Raw genomic sequence first — 16,212 nt, forward strand, 5'->3', positions numbered from 1 at the left:
ATGGTATGATTAAAAAATGAATGATGAGAAATTTTCGAAATTAAGAGAGTTAATGGATTTTTTTAAAAAGCAAGCTCCGACAGTTACTGTTAAAGAAAATATAACTAGTATAGACAATTGCAAGGCGGAGTCTGTTGAAGATTATAATAGAGCAAGAGCTTATCTTGGGGAAAATAATAATTCTTTCAAATCTTTAACCGTTTGTGTAAACTCAGGAAAAGATTTTTTGAATTTACTAAATCTTTTGGGAGCTATACATGCGAATTTTAACATTTCTTCAAAACCGTTTATAGCAGAATCAGACATAGACGAAGATGATGATAGTGAAACAATCAAAAGGTCGAAAACCTATAAAGACTTTGAAGACTATGACAATAATTGGATGTACTCTTTTGAGAACTATGTATTTAAAATAGTTAATTTTGATGAAACTGCTTTAGAGCATGATCAATACTATATCTAATTTTATTAATCAGACAAAGGGCAGTGACTTCGCTGCCTTTTGTTATTGTACATTATGATCAATAGGGTACAATCAAATTAGAATGAGACATCGGAAAGTTTGAAAAATATTTTTTTAAGTCTGTCTTGGCTTTCCACTAAAGAAGTATTAGTCTGACCAGCTTTTTCATTACGTTAAAATCGTTGTCTATTTTATCAATATTATTTTTTTTCATTTTAATCAACCCAAAAACTACATATAATAAAAATGTACTATTAAAGTTGAGTAAAAAGAGGCAACTAATTATGAAGCAAAAAGTTAAATATTTGATAGTTGCAGCACTGTGCGCCATTTCTTTTGGTCCAAGCAGCCAACTAAATTCAGTTCATGCTGCAAGTCATTCTATTTCCAAGACAATTATGCATGATGCTCAGGCCTATTCTAAGGAAGGCAAAAAAGTTAAAGGGAAATACCATGCTTATTCCAAAGTTATTCTTGATGATCAGCCGATAATTATTGGAACTGAGCCGCATGCTCCTTACTATAAAGTAAAAAATAAAAAGCAATACCTAAAAGCTAATAATATTGACGGTGTAAAGCGTAAAGTAAACCATAATTCGTATGTTTATGCTTCTAGCACGCGTAAAGCTGAACCAAAAGTCATCAAAGCTGGCAGTACGGTAACTACCTATGGCGGTGCCTATCAATTTAAAAATGGTCTATTATATTACCGCATCGGTGGTCCAAAAAAGCAATATATCAAAGCGCAAAATTTAGGAGCGATAACTGGCTCAAGTACTGAAGAAACCACAGTAACGGTCACCTTTACTCTAGGTACGCCAATTTATGAAGATAACGGTATGATTAGAGTTATAAAGCACGCTAAAAAGGGAACAAAATTCAAAGTCGATCGTTGTGAAGAAGGTAGCCGTGCTGATGCAATCAGCACGGCTGTGCCAAATGGGACAATTTATCGTATTAAAGGCACCCATGATTGGCTTTGGGGAGTAGATGTTAAGGCGGCCAAGAAATTACCTGTTCATGACTATGATAATGAGACTTTTTCGTACATCAAGTTTACTAAAGACGTAGATGTTTATAATGCAGACGGCACTATGCAAGACCATCACGGTCAAAGAATCAGAAAACAGGGTGGATTCATTAAAGTAGATAAGCTGCTATATCTTTGGGTGCCTGCTGAAAATAAGGCAGAATTATTCTATCACCTTAAAGGTCATCAATTCTATGCTACTCAGCCAGATGTTAACGAAAAAATTGATGTTGGCGACGCTTATGTTAAAAGTAGCGAAGTAAAGTTCGTTTACGGGATTAAGTTAAAGCCAAGCAACACTGCCCAAGATGCAGAAAAGCAAGCCCACCAAGATAAAACAAATTAGTCAATAAAAAAATAATAAAGTCTAAATAGTCTAGAGAAAAAGCTAGACTATTTTTATTTAAAAATTTATCTAATATAGCATGATTGTATATTGCTTATATAATAATATATTATATTAAGATACACTTTGTAAGAAAAAAAATATTTTACAGTATTGTTTGACTTTTATATAAAAGTAAATTATATTGATAAAAAATTAAAATATAATGAAAGAAAATTTTATATATATTGCTGGAGGAAATCAATAATGGGAATTAAAAAAATGATCGCAATTATTCCCAAAAGCTTGCTTATCATCCTATTTATTACCTTATTAGTAAGTTCTTTTGAAGGTGTAGTGAATTCAGCTGTTATTGGTTACTTACCGAATTTCACTCAAAATAGTTCAGTTGAGAAATTTATTCAGTTCATTTGTATTTCAGTTCTAGCTTATTCTGTGGTTTACGTTGCCATTTGGTTACACACTCGAATTCAGAACCGAATCATTTATTTGCTCAATACACAACTGAAATCTGACTATATCAAAAAGGCCACTTTTGAACGAATTGATACTAATACGGAACTTTCAACTTTAATTAACGACTTTAAGTTAATTGAAACAAATTATTTTAATTTATTAGTTGAGGTGGTTGCTGATCTATGTATGTCACTTTTTTCAACAATTTTTATTTTGCGGCTTAATGTGACTTTAGGTATTGTCTTTATTGTTTTTGCACTGCCCCAATTATTTGTACCAAGGCTTTTTCAACCACTGCTATCAGTGCGCTCAGCCGTTTGGTCGAAAAATAATGGTAAATTTGTTGAAAAGATGCGTGATTTATTGGGCGGTAGGGAGACAATCTTGCGTTATGGCGCCTTTGAGCCAATTGATCAAAAAATCAACGACCAGTTGGCTACAACTGAACGTTCCTACCAATCTTTGAATAATGGCAGAATGAACGTGCAAATAATTTCCTGGCTTTGCTCTCTAATTGCTTTGTTTTTACCAGTTGGCTTTGGCTTTTATTTAATGATCGACCAGCAAAGTGTGACTTCTTCAATTATTTTATCTATTTACTTGGCTAGTGGGCAGGTCATGCAGCCATTAAGAGAAGCAATTAACGATTTTGCAACGATCAAAACAACAATTGCGCTCAGAAAATCAATTAATAATGTTCTTTCTAAACGAGTTGTTGAGGAAAAGCCACAAATTACAAGTGATAAGGCGACGATAAATAAAATAGCAGGAGAAGGAATAACGTTTTCTTTTGGAAAGAAAACGATTCTTGATCATGCCCAGTTTATAATCAATCAGGGTGATAAGATTTTGTTAACTGGCGCTTCGGGAGCTGGCAAAAGCACTATTTTTAACTTAATTATGGGAACTTTGCACCCAGCTGAAGGGAAGCTGGCTTATCGCGTCGATGGTCAAGCTCAACCTGAGATTAATCCCGCGTACTTTGCTTTAATTCAGCAAAGCCCCTATATTTTTAATGAAACAATACGCTTCAATTTAAGTTTAGGTTTAATGTTCCCTGATGAACTGTTAATAACCTGCTTAAGGGAAGTGGGCCTTGATCAAGAGCTTGGTGGTCAGCCTTTAGAGTATGTTTGCCAAGGCAATGGTTGCAACTTATCTGGCGGACAGTGCGAGCGACTGGAAATTGCTCGTGCATTAGTGTTTAACCGACAAATAATTTTAGCCGATGAAATAGACGCTAACCTTGACCCGGCAAATGCTTTACAGGTGGAAAAAATGCTTGCAAGCATTAATAAAACGGTCATTATGATTTCACATCACATTAATTACCAGCGGGCAAAAGACTTGGGCTTTCGGCATTGGGTACTAGAAAATAATAAGTTAACCGAGATAAAGTAGTGCTTTAAAGTCATAATAGTTATGCGAATAAGATGGATACAGCATACGCAAAGGCAAATTTGTTTAGAACAAACTTTAAAAATAATATAAATGGAAAATCACAAAATAATTTTTAATACTAAAAATACGTTGTGGTTAAACAAAGGGTGGAGAATATTGGCATTCATAACTGCAGCAATTACAATTTTGATCGATTTCATGTTGCTGACAGTTCATGCTATTACCATTAGAAATCTACCTAATTTAGCATATTCTCTATTATTAATGATACTACCATTGGTTGATACAGCTATAAAATTTTCGGTTTGAATTTTTTAGTAAATTTACTATAATAATTTTCGAAAGCGATTTCTTTATAATAAAAGGTATAGTTTGGTTTGATAAATTGATTAGAAAGAGATGAGTCTTATGAAAATGAAAATAAAAATAAATATATTATCATCTTTTTGTATAGCAATAATAGGACTAGGAATTATTAGTAGTAGTGTTGTTGAAATATCTCAAGTTAATGCAGCAACCATTTATACTACCCCTGCTAATCCTTGGCGATATAAATATTCCAATGCATATTATTATGATTTATCAACATCAAGTTATTATAAAGATGTTTGGAATGCAGCTACTAACGCATGGAGCAATAATGGATTTTATTGGAAAAAAGCTGCAAATAATTCTAAAACTACTGTAAGTAGCTATGATGGATCAAATGAATTGGGAATAACAGGTGTTACTCATACTTCATATAATACTAGTACTGGTCAAATTGTTAGTAATGAGGTTCTATTAAATAGAGCTGCTCTTTCATATTATAATTATTCAAAGAGTGAACGAGTTAATGTAGCGGAACATGAACTAGGACACGCATTGGGGTTGGATCACAATGCCTCTGATAGTATATCAGTGATAAATCCATCAAATCGATTTTATAGTATTCAATCTTGCGATATTAGAGGTATGAATGCGATATATTCTACACCAGCCTTATTCAGCGCGGAAGAAATTAACGATACAAACGACATTATAACAGTTACTACCTATGTTAAAGCTGTTCCCAAATTAAGAAATATTCATGCACTTTATGATAATAATAAAAATCAAGTAAAGTTAACTGGTGAAGCTAACGGACTAAAGAAAGTAAAAATATTTTATAATAAGCAAAATGTTAAAACAGCTAAAGTTAATAAATCAGGCAATTTTGCCGCTAACCTTAAATTTAAAGGTTACAAGAATTTCACTCTGTATGGTATAAATAAAGCTAACAAGAAAGCAACTACCAAGGTAAAACTCACCAGTAAAGATTATGCTGCACCTGTGCCGTGCGCTGTTAAAGGCAATCGAACAAAAGAAAGTGTTACTTATGAAATAGCAACAAACAAGGGCTGTACACTGAATTTTTACTACAATAACCACAAAATGTATGCTGTTACGGCTGATTCAGAAAAAACGCAAGTAGTTTTTCCTGCTGGCCTGCTCAAAGGCAAAACAGGGCATTTTACTATTCGTCAAGACCAAACTGGTAAAAAAATCAGCCAGTCTGCTAAAGTAGCAATTCCTAAAGTAGGCTATGCGTTTGAAGTAAACAGTAATAAAAGATAAAACCACTAAAACATAGTATTGAAAACAACTGGTTATTTAATATAAAGAATTAAAAATCTGCTCAAAAATTGATGTTGGCGATGCTTATGTTAAAAGTAGCGAAGTAAAGTTCGTTTACGGGATTAAGTTAAAGCCAAGCAACACTGCCCAAGATGCAGAAAAACAAGCCCACCAAGATAAAACAAATTAGTTGATAAAAAAATAATAAAGTCTAAAGAGTCTAGAGTTAACTTCAACCATTGCACTTTTTAGATTTAAATTTAAAAGGAGATTAATCAAAGTACAGTAAAGGTCTGACAAAGGTTTAAATAGCCTTTGCCAGACTTTATTTGTGTTTAGCTTTAAAAAACTACCAATTCTTAGATAGGTTAATAGCAATAGTTTCTACTACTTAAGCCAATCATCAATTTTATTTGTACTACATTTATTTATTCTTCGGGTGACTAATATATTTTCAATTGTTTTATTATCAATCTTTTTCCCATTTTCAGTAATTTCCTCAAGGTCAATTGAGTTAGTAATATTTATGATAAATTGATAACCACTGTCTATATTATCTCTGTTGACATATATATTATTATTCACTTTTTTGTATATCGTAAAGTATACTTTAAAATCAAAATTTTTTGGCTTTCTAACTAGTCTATAGTCATTACCAATTTTTATTTTATAAAAATGATAGTTATTTGTTAGCTTTATTAGATACATTTTACCTTTAAAAGCCAAACTGTTTCTATCCCAGGAAAAAATCAAATTATTTTTATCTTCATTGCACTCTTCACATGTCAAAGCCCAATTTTTGTAGTAGTTATTGCCGCCTTCATTCTTAGGAACAATGTGATCTATTTGAAAATCATCTTTACGTAATTTTTTATTACAATATACACATCTATGCTTATATAAATTATATATGCTTTTTCTATCGGAATCTTTTAAAACAAGATTGGTAGGTATTTTGAATCCGAATCTACAATGATATTGTGCTGATTTAATAATTTTACAGCCATTATTTTCCATGCTGTTGAGAGCAGTGAACTTAGACATAAAATTAGGATTTCTCAGATCATATATAACATAACATCTTCTTTAATATAAATAAGAACTTTCGAATTTGCTATTTGATACGTTTGTTCTATGTCTTTAAAAATTTTTTCTACATGGCTCAGATTTTTATCTCCCATTACTGACATCTTATGTAGTAGCTTGCCATCATAAGTGGAGTAAACATAAGAAAATTTATTACCCATGTATCCAATGGCATTAAACTGATCTAGATTGAGATCATTAATTTCTTGAAACTCACAAGTCGATAAACTTAGTTTAGATTGAGTTTGTAATTTGTCTATTATTTTTTGTCTATAATCAATCATAATAACTTTCGAAATAATAATTATAAAAACTGAAAAATATAATACTCAGTTTATAATATCATAGTTAAATTAGATAGGGGTTTAAATAATCTTGTGTAAAATGACTATAGCCTTTATTAAATTATGTTAAATAAATGTTATGACTATATTGCTTAGATTTTGTAAAGATATAAATGCAATTTTTTTAGAAATTGTGTATACTTGTACTAACGTTAATTAGGGAGTTAATATTAATGGAAAAGAAATTAGGTAACTTTGTTGTTAGAAAAGTTGGTAATTCTACTGCTCTCACGGTTCCTAGTAAGGCAGGTGTTAAACTTGGTCAACGATTTGAATTGACTCAAGAAAATAATGGCACTTTAATCTATAAGGCTATTGACTCTAATCCGTGGTTTAATGGTGAATATGACGATATTGACTTTAAAAAAGAAATTAAAAAAGTAGGCAATCCTGATACGATGCAGATTGGTAAGGAGAACATGCCGTGGTAGCGCCCAAACAAGGAGATATTATTTGGATAGATGCTGAACCTCATGCAGGACGAGAAGAAGGTGGGCATAGTTTTCAATCTGGCAATATTCAGAGACCAGCAATAGTTATATCAAATAATGCATATAATCAAAAAACGGGATTAGTTATCTGTATGCCTCTTACGCATGGCCTTAATAAAGATAAGGGTGAGCTATACTATCATTTTGCTGACATTAATAGTGGAGTATCTGATAGTGTAATTACTTTTTTCATGCCTAATTATGATTTTTTCGGTCGACATGGTAGAATTGTTGGCCATGTTAGTGACAAAGATTTGGATAACTTACTATCTAGAGCATATCAAATTTTAGATAAGCGTTAATTTTGTCAAAATATTGCTTAGCCTAAACTAAAACCCTGAAATTTAATTGCAACTAAAAAATAGACACTTTATTATTAAGCAAGAACTAACGCACGACTTCGATATTTAATTGGAGCCGTGTATTTTAGTTTGTTAGATCCTTCAATTTTTCAAAATATCTAGTTTTAATATTATCGTTCGCTACTTTTCCTCCATAAAGCGAAAATTTGCACATTGTCTTTACAAGAAGCATTTACAGTTTCTTAATTGACTATAAATTTATAATGTAAGCCCCCTAGATTGAAAACAAAAAGAAATTTAGAGGGTTTTACTATTGTTAAAAATATTATAGATAAAGCATAGAAAGCAAGTACAGGAAGATTTGGATAAAGATTTAACTGATGTAGAATATAGTTATAATCAATATTATTATGGCATTATGAGGAAATAATCGTGGATTTCTTTAAGCGGATTGAAAAATTTATTGTAGCTGCTATTGTATTTTATTTTATCCTAAATATGGGTATCAACTTATATCATTTTTCTTTAGAAACAATAGCCTATAACGCTTTTAAAAGTGAAAGCAGTCTTAGGTATTATTCATATGATCAGAAAACATATGATGTATTGAAACAAAGTAAAGACAGGCATTTTAAGATAACTAGTGAGAATCAAAGTACTGGTAATATACTTGAATATGACGGAATAATTAATCATAAGCATTGTGTTGTAAATTATGATATAAAGCCAATTTTTAAAATTAGAGTACGCGACGTTAGCCTTTTGGGAAATTAATTTATAAGAAATGGGTTGTAAGTTAACCACAAAATATTTGAGGGACATGTATTTCACGACATTACTGTTTGTTAAATTATATTTTTGTAGTAAGTCTCAAGAGTTAAAAAGCTTTTGAGACTTTTTGATACCTATATGTATATTTCTAAGTCTGTTATCAATAATGAAGAAATTAGGATTTTATTTTTTCTAAATTTGCTATGCAGAAAATATGGCCGCCTATCCGCGTAATGCACATTAAGTAAAGCTAGATTAGTAGATATTTAAATAAACATAAAAAATAAAATTTATGTTATAATTGCTTTAAAGATAATATGTAATTTATAATTACCTTTTTATAAACGAGGCGTAAAAATGTAATTTAAAAAAATTTTGGAAGTAGGTTCTTCTGCAATTATGTTAGCAACAGTGCCAGCATCCATGATGCTGACCACTAGCACTGTATCAGCGAAGTCGACAGCACTGTCTTCGATTTCTAAGAATGATATGGCTCCGGTTGCTAATAAAGCTGATCAATCACTAAGACAAATTGCTAAAAACAATAATCTTGAGTTATCAGTAGTTGAGCAACTTAATAATAATCTTGATCCTGATACACCGATCCTTAGTGGAACACCAATTTACTTACCACAAAATGTTGAAAATGCTGATGATTATAGTGAAGGCACGGTTAACGGCAATACCATTTTAAATTTTGACAATGATCTTTTAAGAGCTTATGGTTATAATTCTACTGGTAACCCGTATGCTAATATTCCAGCAAGTATAAAACGTAAGTATTATGATAATTTAAGCAGTGTAAATAGATCGGCAAAAGTATGGATTGCTTATATTGCTTATAATGAATCCACCTATAGGTATACGGCAACTAATGGTCAGTACTATGGGCATTTTCAATTAACTAAGTCTTACCTTAATGGAGATTACAGTAAAGTAAATCTAGAAAAAACTGCAGATAGATATGTCAAAAATCGGTATGGTTCATGGGTAAAAGCTAAACCATTTTGGCAAGCACATCATTGGTACTAGTGAGGAAAGCATATGAAAAAAATAGTTAAAGTTTTAATTGTTTTAACGATAGTATCGGCGGGACAACTGTTGGCTACCACAAGTAATACTACAGTCCAAGCCGCACAAATTGAAAAACCTAAGCTTGTAACTAATAAAGCTTGGACTAAGAAGTTAGCTAAAGCTGGGTATGTTTTTGTATTACCTAATGCTGCTAAAGGTGTGTTATATAAGAATACAGCAGCCAAGGGTGGTAAATCATATAGCCGAAAGGTATTAAAGAAGCTTGTTAAAAACCATACACTATTTAAGGTCAGAAAGCTGACAACCATTAAAAACAGCATTTCCGTTGATTTGATTTCTAAGGATGGTAAATATAAAGGTTATACGAACTACGTGAATGGTATTTATAACAAAAATCTATTTAATAAGGGCTTACAACCACTAATTAATGCTGAACTAAAAGTAATGGATGCTAAAGATAATAATGAACCTACTTCGGCTTTATTAGAGCAAGCGCAAACGTTAGCTAGCGAATTAACTGGTAAGAATAAACAAATAGCTGATACTTCAATTAAACAATTAAAACGTTATTTAAAGCATAAAGATATATCAGAAACACCGGTACTTCTAATTGGTAAGTATCCAGGTGACCTATTAGCAAATTAAAAGAAGAGTGAGTAGATATTTGATATGAACCCCGAAGTTAAGACAACTTCGAGGTTTTTATTATGGCTAAATTATTGATAGAAGAATAATTATTGGCATTGATAAAACTGTAATTTAACTTAATTAACTAGTGCTTGAAGGTTGAAAAAATTTTGGCAAGTAAGTTACACAAAAAAGCAGTGACTATTAATAAATACTAGTCACTGCTTGCGATTTGTTACATGTCGCTAATTAGTAAAAACATGTATATTAAAGCTACAAAAGACTACATGCTAACGAGGTTATAAATGTCGATTAAACAAACCTTCAAGCGTACTAGTCTTAATTATGTTTTAATCCAATAATAAATAAAAAGCTTCATTCCGATTAAATATCGAAATGAAGCTTTAAACTGTATTAGCTTTGATTATTGCTATTCTATTTTATATAAAGATAGGGATTAGTGTTTATCAAAATATTATCTATTTGGTCTTGTTCAGGAGTACTATTAATTACTGCTTTTTGAGCTATAGATAATAATGAAGTGGCTTTTTTAACTTCTGCTATAGTTGCAGTATTTGAGTCATTTATGCTCTTAGCAAATTTTAAGGCATAGCTATAATATACGTCACAAAATCTGATAACATTATTCTTCTTATAGGCAACTATCGTATTTTCTTGACTAATTAAGTTTTGAAGCTCTTTTTTATCAGCTTCCTTGGCCACGTTAGCATCTGCTTTTGCCTGCTCAGGAGAATTATCTGGTTTCAGATAAGGTCCAGAACAGTAATTTACATCAGATGCTTTAACGTAGATAAGTCCTTGATAACTCTCATTCACAAAGTTACCCGGTATACTATTTTTGATACCATTTTTAGTCCAGGAATATTGTAGTAAGTAAAATAGTTCAGCCTTATTTTCTTCAGGAATCCAAATGTATGTTAAATCCTCAACCGGATATTTATCATTTTTATTAAAAGTAGAATGGGTACCTTCAATATGTAGGGCCTTTCCATGTGCGTCATATGTACTTGTAGATTTATTAAAACTTACATATGTGGCATACGTATATATTTCTAATCTTTGACGAGGCCTAGTTTTGACAAGGTTAGAACTAATAAAGGCATCGGTAGTACCGCTGATACGATATTCTGTAAGACTAGATGGATCAGCGGTTACACCTGTAATCCTGTCAACGTTGTAGGTCTTACCATTCTGTATTTCTGTTTTGTCTTTGCCAGTACCAATCGTAAATGGCTGCTTAATATTTGAGTTTTCAATTGTAACAGAAGTTTCAGTAGTGTATAGGGGCTTATTGTCAATTTTATCTACATTCAAAGCATTGATATAGCCTCCGGCACCAATATTGTAGTAATATTTATTACCGATTTTTTCATATGGTAGCCAAGATTGATTGTAACCATCGTCATTTAAAAGATAAAAATGTTTACTATTTCGATCAACAGGCTCAATAGAAGTGGCATATTTTAAAGGAGTGCCTTTTTTGATATGGGTATTAGATTTACTCCCACGGTATGTAGATAAGCGCTTGCCGTTTTTGTCGTAGACAAATGAATTATAATTTAACTGCAAATTGCCTTTTTGGACTTGATCATCAATCATCCCTACATTGCTGGCTTTAATATAAGCATTGTTAGTAATGGAATAATAATTCTTACCATTAATAGTTGAAATCTTTCCATTTGAATTTACAACCGTACCTGTTTTTAAGGTCTTTTTACCATTGAAATTAGTACGTTTACCATTAGAGCTGTAAATGTAGGAATTATGATTTAAAGTAATAGTTGCTGATTTAGCAGATACAGTTGATAGATTTGAATTTTGAATTATCGGTACTACTGAGCCCAGCGCTAAAATACTTGCGACTGAACCGAACACTATTTTTTTATTTAGATTCATAAAATCACCTCAATATAAATTATTTTTCTAGAATATGGTAAGTGAAATTAGACTAAGCCGCTTAACATACTTAGAATTATTTTTAAAAACATTTGATTAATAGCCAATCATTTAGTTACCACGCTAGAATAAAAATATCAGCCTAAATTTTTTAATTGAAGTGAATTAACGGTTACTAATATGATTAGGCTACGACTATATTACATCTATAAATGTAAAAAAACACATTAATTTTGTGGAATCTTGGATTTGCTAAAGTTTCGACTTTAATAAGCTCCCAGTTGCTGTTTAAGATTACTTAATATTAATATCACCGCTTTTACTAGTGACTTTAAGAAGTGGTCGATGTGATAAAGTTTTAGAAAAATTATGATGATGAGACTTATTATGAACTTTAACTATGCCTGAATGTTTGGTAGCAAGCTTATAACTAAGTTTTGGCGCATTGGACATTTGGAAGTTGCCCTCAGCTAATTTAAAAGAGCTGTTACCAAGCAATTTTGAACTTTTGACTTTGGCATAGCCCATTTCGCCCATTGTTACATTGGCTTTAAACTTACTTTTGCTGATAGAAAAATCACCTTCGTCTAAGGCGAATGAAGCCTTGTTAAAGTTCGAACTAGTAACTTTAAGGTCACCGCTTTTTAGCTTAAGACGAATATTTTTTGCTTTAAGATGGTTAATTTTAACGTCACCAACGTGGAATGACATGTTAACTTGAGGAACATTTAGTTGGTTCAAGCTGAAATCGCCGGAATCACAGAAACCAGTTAGTTTTTTAATTGTTGTTGTATTAGGAACAGTAACATTTATATAGTAGTTTCCATCCCGATATGATTTTTCGGGTTGATCTGAGATTACTAATTGCTTGTTTTTAACTTCAGCCTTGATTTTATTGATATCTGCTCCTTGGCTCCCACTTACAGTAACTTGAAAATTATTTCCTGAAGAAATTTTTATGTCAGGTCGATAAGCTACGAACTTAATACTGTTGAACTGATCAACTTTTATTACTCGACTCGTATCACCTGATTGAGTGGCTGAGGGATTAGCTGCTGTAACATTTTGCTGGTTGGATATTGCTTTGCCACCGCAAAAAACAGCTAGACCTAGAATTATTATAATTGAACATAATTTAATTTTTTTATTCATCGTATTTTACCTTCTAGCTATTAAACAATAAAGTGTAAAAAATAAACGCTTTTGTTTGAAATACATGCTTGTTATTTTCTAATCTTTGATACTGATATAACCTTTCCTATCCTTAACAGTAAGCATTGGCTTATTATTGATGGTTCGCTCAAAATGAGTTGAGTGCGACTTACCAAAGAATTTAATTTTATTTTTTTTGCTGCATGATAGGTTATAACCAATCTTTGGTGAATCATACATGATGAAGTCTCCTTCATGTAGACTAAACGAACTATTGCCTAGTATCTGGGAATCATCTTCAACTTCAACATCACATACACCAGAATACTTTGCATTCATTTGGAATTTACAACTACTAATTACCGTATCACCGGTATCTGTAGTTAAGTTTGCCTTGTTTATAGTTGAATTGCTTGCTGTAAAATCTCCGTAAACTTGACGTAGTTTTAGCTCATTAGTTTTAATCTTGTCTAATGTAACATCACCATAGATTGCGGCTAGTTGAATGTCAGTAAGGTTCAATTTGTGGAGACTAACGTTACTACCATAGCTATAACCAGTAATGCTTTGCAAGGCATCGCTATTAGGTACCGTTACACTGACTTTGTATCTGCCTTTACGGATTGAGTGTGAGCTAGAAATAGTGAGACTTTTATTGTTAACGGTAGCTTTTATTTTTTTGGCATCTGGCCCGGTAGCCTTGACCTGAAAACTCTTTCCAGTTGAAACTTTTAGGTTGATAAATCTTTTATCTAGACGAGCTTTATTAATATTAACGTTAATTTTTTCAAAGGCAGGAACATTAAAGACTTTAATAGTCCTACCCTTCTTTTTTACGTAGGTAATTTTAGTTTGATCTGCCTTAGCATTTTGCTTATTATTACTTACTTTTATACCAATAAATAGTAAAGCAATTATGACGAATAGCGAAATACACAATTTGCTGATTTTTTTCATCTTTATCTCCTTACTTTCAGCATTCCTCTTATTATGAATAATATATAAAATCTTAATTACAAAAATGAAAATTTCTGTATACCGAACAAATTTCGGATTATTTTTACAGCAAAAGCACAATTTCATCTTGCCAAAATATTTGGTTTGGCTATATATAATATAAGAGAGTAGATAAATTGATTATGAACTTATTGAAACAGTCGTTACGTGTAGATTAGTAAAGCATTTTGCGGAATTGTTAAGGCAATATCTTTTTGTTGCAGATAAAATCACCGTTAAGTAAATAAGTATTATTTAATTTATGCTTTAAATTAGGAGATTTTATGAATATTAAGTTTGGCGAAAAATTTAAACAAATAAGAAAACAAAAAGGGATGAGTTTAGATATAGCTTCTCGTGACATTACTTCTAAGTCTTCTTTATATTATTGGGAAAAAGGACAGGCTAATATGTCTTTTGAAAAAGTGATTGCAATGCTTGAACGCATGCGTATTAAGCCATCTGAATTTGTTACCGATAGTTTAAACGATAACATTGACTATCAAAGGATTGTTTCTGCTTATTTAACTGATAACGACAAAAAACTTCAGAGCTTAGCTTCAATATATTTAAAGGCAAGTCAAAAGAAGCCTTATAATCGAACTTTGCTATTGAGAGCTGCAGTTGCCTGTAGCTTTTTAAAGTCTGATACGGGACAAAATTTATTTATGCCACGAGATACTAAACGTTTAGAAGAGCTATTATCAGAAATTAAAAACTGGCGCTATGAAGACTTATTTAATTTTGGTAATACACTTTTTCTTTTACCTGGAAAACGAATCATTGGTTTGGCACAGATGCTCATACAAAAATATCAAAAAAATACAGATGATATTGTTCATAATATTAGTTGGAGGCATGAAACTGTAACAACGTTAAACAATGCAGCACTAGTATTGCTATTTAAGAATTTGGTATATGCAAAAAAATTAATTACTGAACTTAATAATATAAAAATAGATGATGATTTGGCTTATGAAAAAATTCGTCTAGAATTTGGTAACGAATGTATTTTGTATACACAAACCAAAGATGATCAAAACATTAATAAAATATTCTTTCCCACATTAAGCTATTTAGGGTTAAATAAATTACGTTCATCTTTGGAAAAATCATTTCTACAGTTAAAGGCTATATACAATTGATGTACTATATCTAGAAGAATATCTTACTTATTCCATTAGCCATTCTTAGTTCCAAATAAAGGATTGTAAGCTTATCTGGTACAGATAGGTTAGTATTAATATAACAAAAATAAAAGTCTGATTTTGTTCACTATACAGAATAAAGTCAGGCTTTTTTTCTATAAATGATACTCTACTAAAAGTGATAGATTTTTTGATTTTAGCTTAGGAGTTGTAATCTGGAAAGCTTGGGTTACTGTTATTAAATTTCATCTCTAATGTTCCTATCTTTTAAAAAATTGTTGCATATTATATTTTATATAATATAATTAATCATGTATGCTATATATCATATAATAAAGAAAAGTTGAAAGAGATATGAAGAATATGGTTAAAAAAGATCAAACTCCTTCACGTGCTAAACGTGTTGGCAAGTTTATGCTCACGACAATTATTTATTGCGCTATTTTAATAGCATTAATCTATTTGTATCAATATAGCGGCCTAACCTCGGTTCACTTTATTTACAATGAATTTTAAGGTGGTACAACAATGATTAAAAATATTATCAAGAAAATTGATCAGATTGCGCTGGCTGAGCCAGACCGGATTGCCTATGACTTTCTGGGCCAAACTAACACTTACGGCGACTTGAAAAAGCGTTCCGATGCTTGGGCTAGCTACATTATGGGCCTTAATCTCAGTCCGGGCAGCCCGATTATGATTTGGGGCGGGCAGACTTTTGACATGATTGCCAGCTTTCTCGGCTGTGTTAAAGCCGGTCACGCTTATATCCCGATTGCCAGCTATTCGAATGCCGAAAGAATTGTGCTGATTCAAGAAGTAGCTGCAGCCGAAGCAATCATTGCGATTGAAGAGCTGCCAGCAATTGCTTTACCTGACTTGCAGGTTATCCGCCCTGAAGAGGTGGGTAATGCGACCAGCGCGGTTGATCCGGCCAATTTTGTACAGGGCGATGATAATTTCTACATTATCTTTACTTCGGGCACCAGCGGCAAGCCCAAGGGCGTGCAGATCAGTCACAACAACCTCTTGAGTTTTGTCAACTGGGAGA

At 31.9% G+C, this 16,212-nt stretch carries 17 protein-coding genes; 12 read left to right on the forward strand and 5 right to left on the reverse strand.

The window, feature by feature from the left end:
• Positions 1–16: 16 nt before the first annotated feature.
• From J3U73_RS08030 to J3U73_RS08045, 4 genes are all read left to right on the forward strand, one after another.
• Positions 17–463, forward strand: a complete 447-nt coding sequence (locus J3U73_RS08030; protein WP_127326210.1) for a hypothetical protein — start codon at positions 17–19, stop codon at positions 461–463.
• A gap of 284 nt (positions 464–747) precedes the next feature.
• Entirely contained in the window at positions 748–1,839 is a 1,092-nt protein-coding gene (locus J3U73_RS08035; RefSeq protein ID WP_267384902.1) for an SLAP domain-containing protein, read from the forward strand.
• 246 nt (positions 1,840–2,085) lie between these two features.
• Positions 2,086–3,696 (forward strand): ATP-binding cassette domain-containing protein, encoded by a 1,611-nt coding sequence (locus tag J3U73_RS08040; RefSeq protein ID WP_103753165.1) that lies wholly within the window; start codon positions 2,086–2,088, stop codon positions 3,694–3,696.
• Between the two features lie 408 nt (positions 3,697–4,104).
• The gene (locus J3U73_RS08045) at positions 4,105–5,292 is read left to right on the forward strand and encodes a matrixin family metalloprotease (RefSeq protein WP_267410101.1); all 1,188 of its coding nucleotides are present in this window, start codon (positions 4,105–4,107) and stop codon (positions 5,290–5,292) included.
• A gap of 387 nt (positions 5,293–5,679) precedes the next feature.
• Here the strand turns inward: J3U73_RS08045 and J3U73_RS08050 are convergent, their stop codons facing one another.
• Both J3U73_RS08050 and J3U73_RS08055 read right to left on the reverse strand, forming a co-directional pair.
• Complete coding sequence (locus J3U73_RS08050) at positions 5,680–6,336, reverse strand: HNH endonuclease (RefSeq protein ID WP_103753159.1); 657 nt, start codon at positions 6,334–6,336, stop codon at positions 5,680–5,682.
• Between the two features lie 14 nt (positions 6,337–6,350).
• Positions 6,351–6,662 carry a hypothetical protein gene (locus J3U73_RS08055; protein ID WP_267384899.1) on the reverse strand — a complete coding sequence of 104 codons (312 nt, stop codon included), beginning with the start codon at positions 6,660–6,662 and terminating at the stop codon, positions 6,351–6,353.
• A gap of 233 nt (positions 6,663–6,895) precedes the next feature.
• Between J3U73_RS08055 and J3U73_RS08060 the strand changes: the two genes are divergently transcribed.
• From J3U73_RS08060 to J3U73_RS08080, 5 genes are all read left to right on the forward strand, one after another.
• The gene (locus tag J3U73_RS08060) at positions 6,896–7,153 is read left to right on the forward strand and encodes a hypothetical protein (RefSeq protein WP_103753161.1); all 258 of its coding nucleotides are present in this window, start codon (positions 6,896–6,898) and stop codon (positions 7,151–7,153) included.
• Positions 7,147–7,515, forward strand: a complete 369-nt coding sequence (locus tag J3U73_RS08065) for a type II toxin-antitoxin system PemK/MazF family toxin (protein ID WP_103753162.1) — start codon at positions 7,147–7,149, stop codon at positions 7,513–7,515. Before J3U73_RS08060 ends, J3U73_RS08065 begins: the two co-directional genes overlap by 7 nt.
• A 432-nt stretch (positions 7,516–7,947) precedes the next feature.
• A complete protein-coding gene (locus J3U73_RS08070) occupies positions 7,948–8,289 on the forward strand; it encodes a hypothetical protein (protein ID WP_103753163.1) in 342 nt (113 codons plus the stop codon).
• A gap of 396 nt (positions 8,290–8,685) precedes the next feature.
• Positions 8,686–9,318 (forward strand): peptidoglycan-binding protein, encoded by a 633-nt coding sequence (locus J3U73_RS08075; RefSeq protein WP_267410103.1) that lies wholly within the window; start codon positions 8,686–8,688, stop codon positions 9,316–9,318.
• A 12-nt stretch (positions 9,319–9,330) separates the two neighbouring features.
• Complete coding sequence (locus J3U73_RS08080; protein ID WP_267393628.1) at positions 9,331–9,966, forward strand: hypothetical protein; 636 nt, start codon at positions 9,331–9,333, stop codon at positions 9,964–9,966.
• Positions 9,967–10,383: 417 nt separating this feature from the next.
• Here the strand turns inward: J3U73_RS08080 and J3U73_RS08085 are convergent, their stop codons facing one another.
• The 3 genes from J3U73_RS08085 to J3U73_RS08095 form a co-directional block, all read right to left on the reverse strand.
• Positions 10,384–11,865 carry an SLAP domain-containing protein gene (locus tag J3U73_RS08085; RefSeq protein ID WP_267410105.1) on the reverse strand — a complete coding sequence of 494 codons (1,482 nt, stop codon included), beginning with the start codon at positions 11,863–11,865 and terminating at the stop codon, positions 10,384–10,386.
• Between the two features lie 294 nt (positions 11,866–12,159).
• Positions 12,160–13,017 carry a DUF4097 family beta strand repeat-containing protein gene (locus tag J3U73_RS08090; RefSeq protein WP_267410107.1) on the reverse strand — a complete coding sequence of 286 codons (858 nt, stop codon included), beginning with the start codon at positions 13,015–13,017 and terminating at the stop codon, positions 12,160–12,162.
• 78 nt (positions 13,018–13,095) lie between these two features.
• Positions 13,096–13,974 (reverse strand): DUF4097 family beta strand repeat-containing protein, encoded by an 879-nt coding sequence (locus tag J3U73_RS08095; RefSeq protein ID WP_267393634.1) that lies wholly within the window; start codon positions 13,972–13,974, stop codon positions 13,096–13,098.
• A gap of 323 nt (positions 13,975–14,297) precedes the next feature.
• On the opposite strand from J3U73_RS08095, the gene J3U73_RS08100 reads away from it, so the two are divergent.
• From J3U73_RS08100 to J3U73_RS08110, 3 genes are all read left to right on the forward strand, one after another.
• Positions 14,298–15,158: an Rgg/GadR/MutR family transcriptional regulator gene (locus J3U73_RS08100; protein ID WP_267410109.1), complete on the forward strand. Its 861-nt coding sequence runs from the start codon at positions 14,298–14,300 to the stop codon at positions 15,156–15,158.
• Between the two features lie 366 nt (positions 15,159–15,524).
• A complete protein-coding gene (locus J3U73_RS08105) occupies positions 15,525–15,677 on the forward strand; it encodes a teichoic acid D-Ala incorporation-associated protein DltX (protein WP_103752600.1) in 153 nt (50 codons plus the stop codon).
• A gap of 12 nt (positions 15,678–15,689) precedes the next feature.
• On the forward strand, positions 15,690–16,212 hold a 523-nt coding region (locus J3U73_RS08110; protein ID WP_267410110.1), incomplete at its 3' end, for an AMP-binding protein.

The sequence above is a fragment of the Lactobacillus sp. B4005 genome (genome assembly GCF_026536045.1).
Classification (GTDB): domain Bacteria; phylum Bacillota; class Bacilli; order Lactobacillales; family Lactobacillaceae; genus Lactobacillus; species Lactobacillus panisapium.

Excerpts from the sequence above, each read along its gene's own strand:
- J3U73_RS08030 (WP_127326210.1), top strand. The coding sequence starts at position 17 with ATGAATGATGAGAAATTTTCGAAATTAAGAGAGTTAATGGATTTTTTT.
- J3U73_RS08035 (WP_267384902.1), top strand. The coding sequence starts at position 748 with ATGAAGCAAAAAGTTAAATATTTGATAGTTGCAGCACTGTGCGCCATT.
- J3U73_RS08040 (WP_103753165.1), top strand. The coding sequence starts at position 2,086 with ATGGGAATTAAAAAAATGATCGCAATTATTCCCAAAAGCTTGCTTATC.
- J3U73_RS08045 (WP_267410101.1), top strand. The coding sequence starts at position 4,105 with ATGAAAATGAAAATAAAAATAAATATATTATCATCTTTTTGTATAGCA.
- J3U73_RS08050 (WP_103753159.1), bottom strand. The coding sequence starts at position 6,336 with ATGTCTAAGTTCACTGCTCTCAACAGCATGGAAAATAATGGCTGTAAA.
- J3U73_RS08055 (WP_267384899.1), bottom strand. The coding sequence starts at position 6,662 with ATGATTGATTATAGACAAAAAATAATAGACAAATTACAAACTCAATCT.
- J3U73_RS08060 (WP_103753161.1), top strand. The coding sequence starts at position 6,896 with ATGGAAAAGAAATTAGGTAACTTTGTTGTTAGAAAAGTTGGTAATTCT.
- J3U73_RS08075 (WP_267410103.1), top strand. The coding sequence starts at position 8,686 with ATGTTAGCAACAGTGCCAGCATCCATGATGCTGACCACTAGCACTGTA.
- J3U73_RS08080 (WP_267393628.1), top strand. The coding sequence starts at position 9,331 with ATGAAAAAAATAGTTAAAGTTTTAATTGTTTTAACGATAGTATCGGCG.
- J3U73_RS08085 (WP_267410105.1), bottom strand. The coding sequence starts at position 11,865 with ATGAATCTAAATAAAAAAATAGTGTTCGGTTCAGTCGCAAGTATTTTA.
- J3U73_RS08090 (WP_267410107.1), bottom strand. The coding sequence starts at position 13,017 with ATGAATAAAAAAATTAAATTATGTTCAATTATAATAATTCTAGGTCTA.
- J3U73_RS08095 (WP_267393634.1), bottom strand. The coding sequence starts at position 13,974 with ATGAAAAAAATCAGCAAATTGTGTATTTCGCTATTCGTCATAATTGCT.
- J3U73_RS08100 (WP_267410109.1), top strand. The coding sequence starts at position 14,298 with ATGAATATTAAGTTTGGCGAAAAATTTAAACAAATAAGAAAACAAAAA.
- J3U73_RS08105 (WP_103752600.1), top strand. The coding sequence starts at position 15,525 with ATGGTTAAAAAAGATCAAACTCCTTCACGTGCTAAACGTGTTGGCAAG.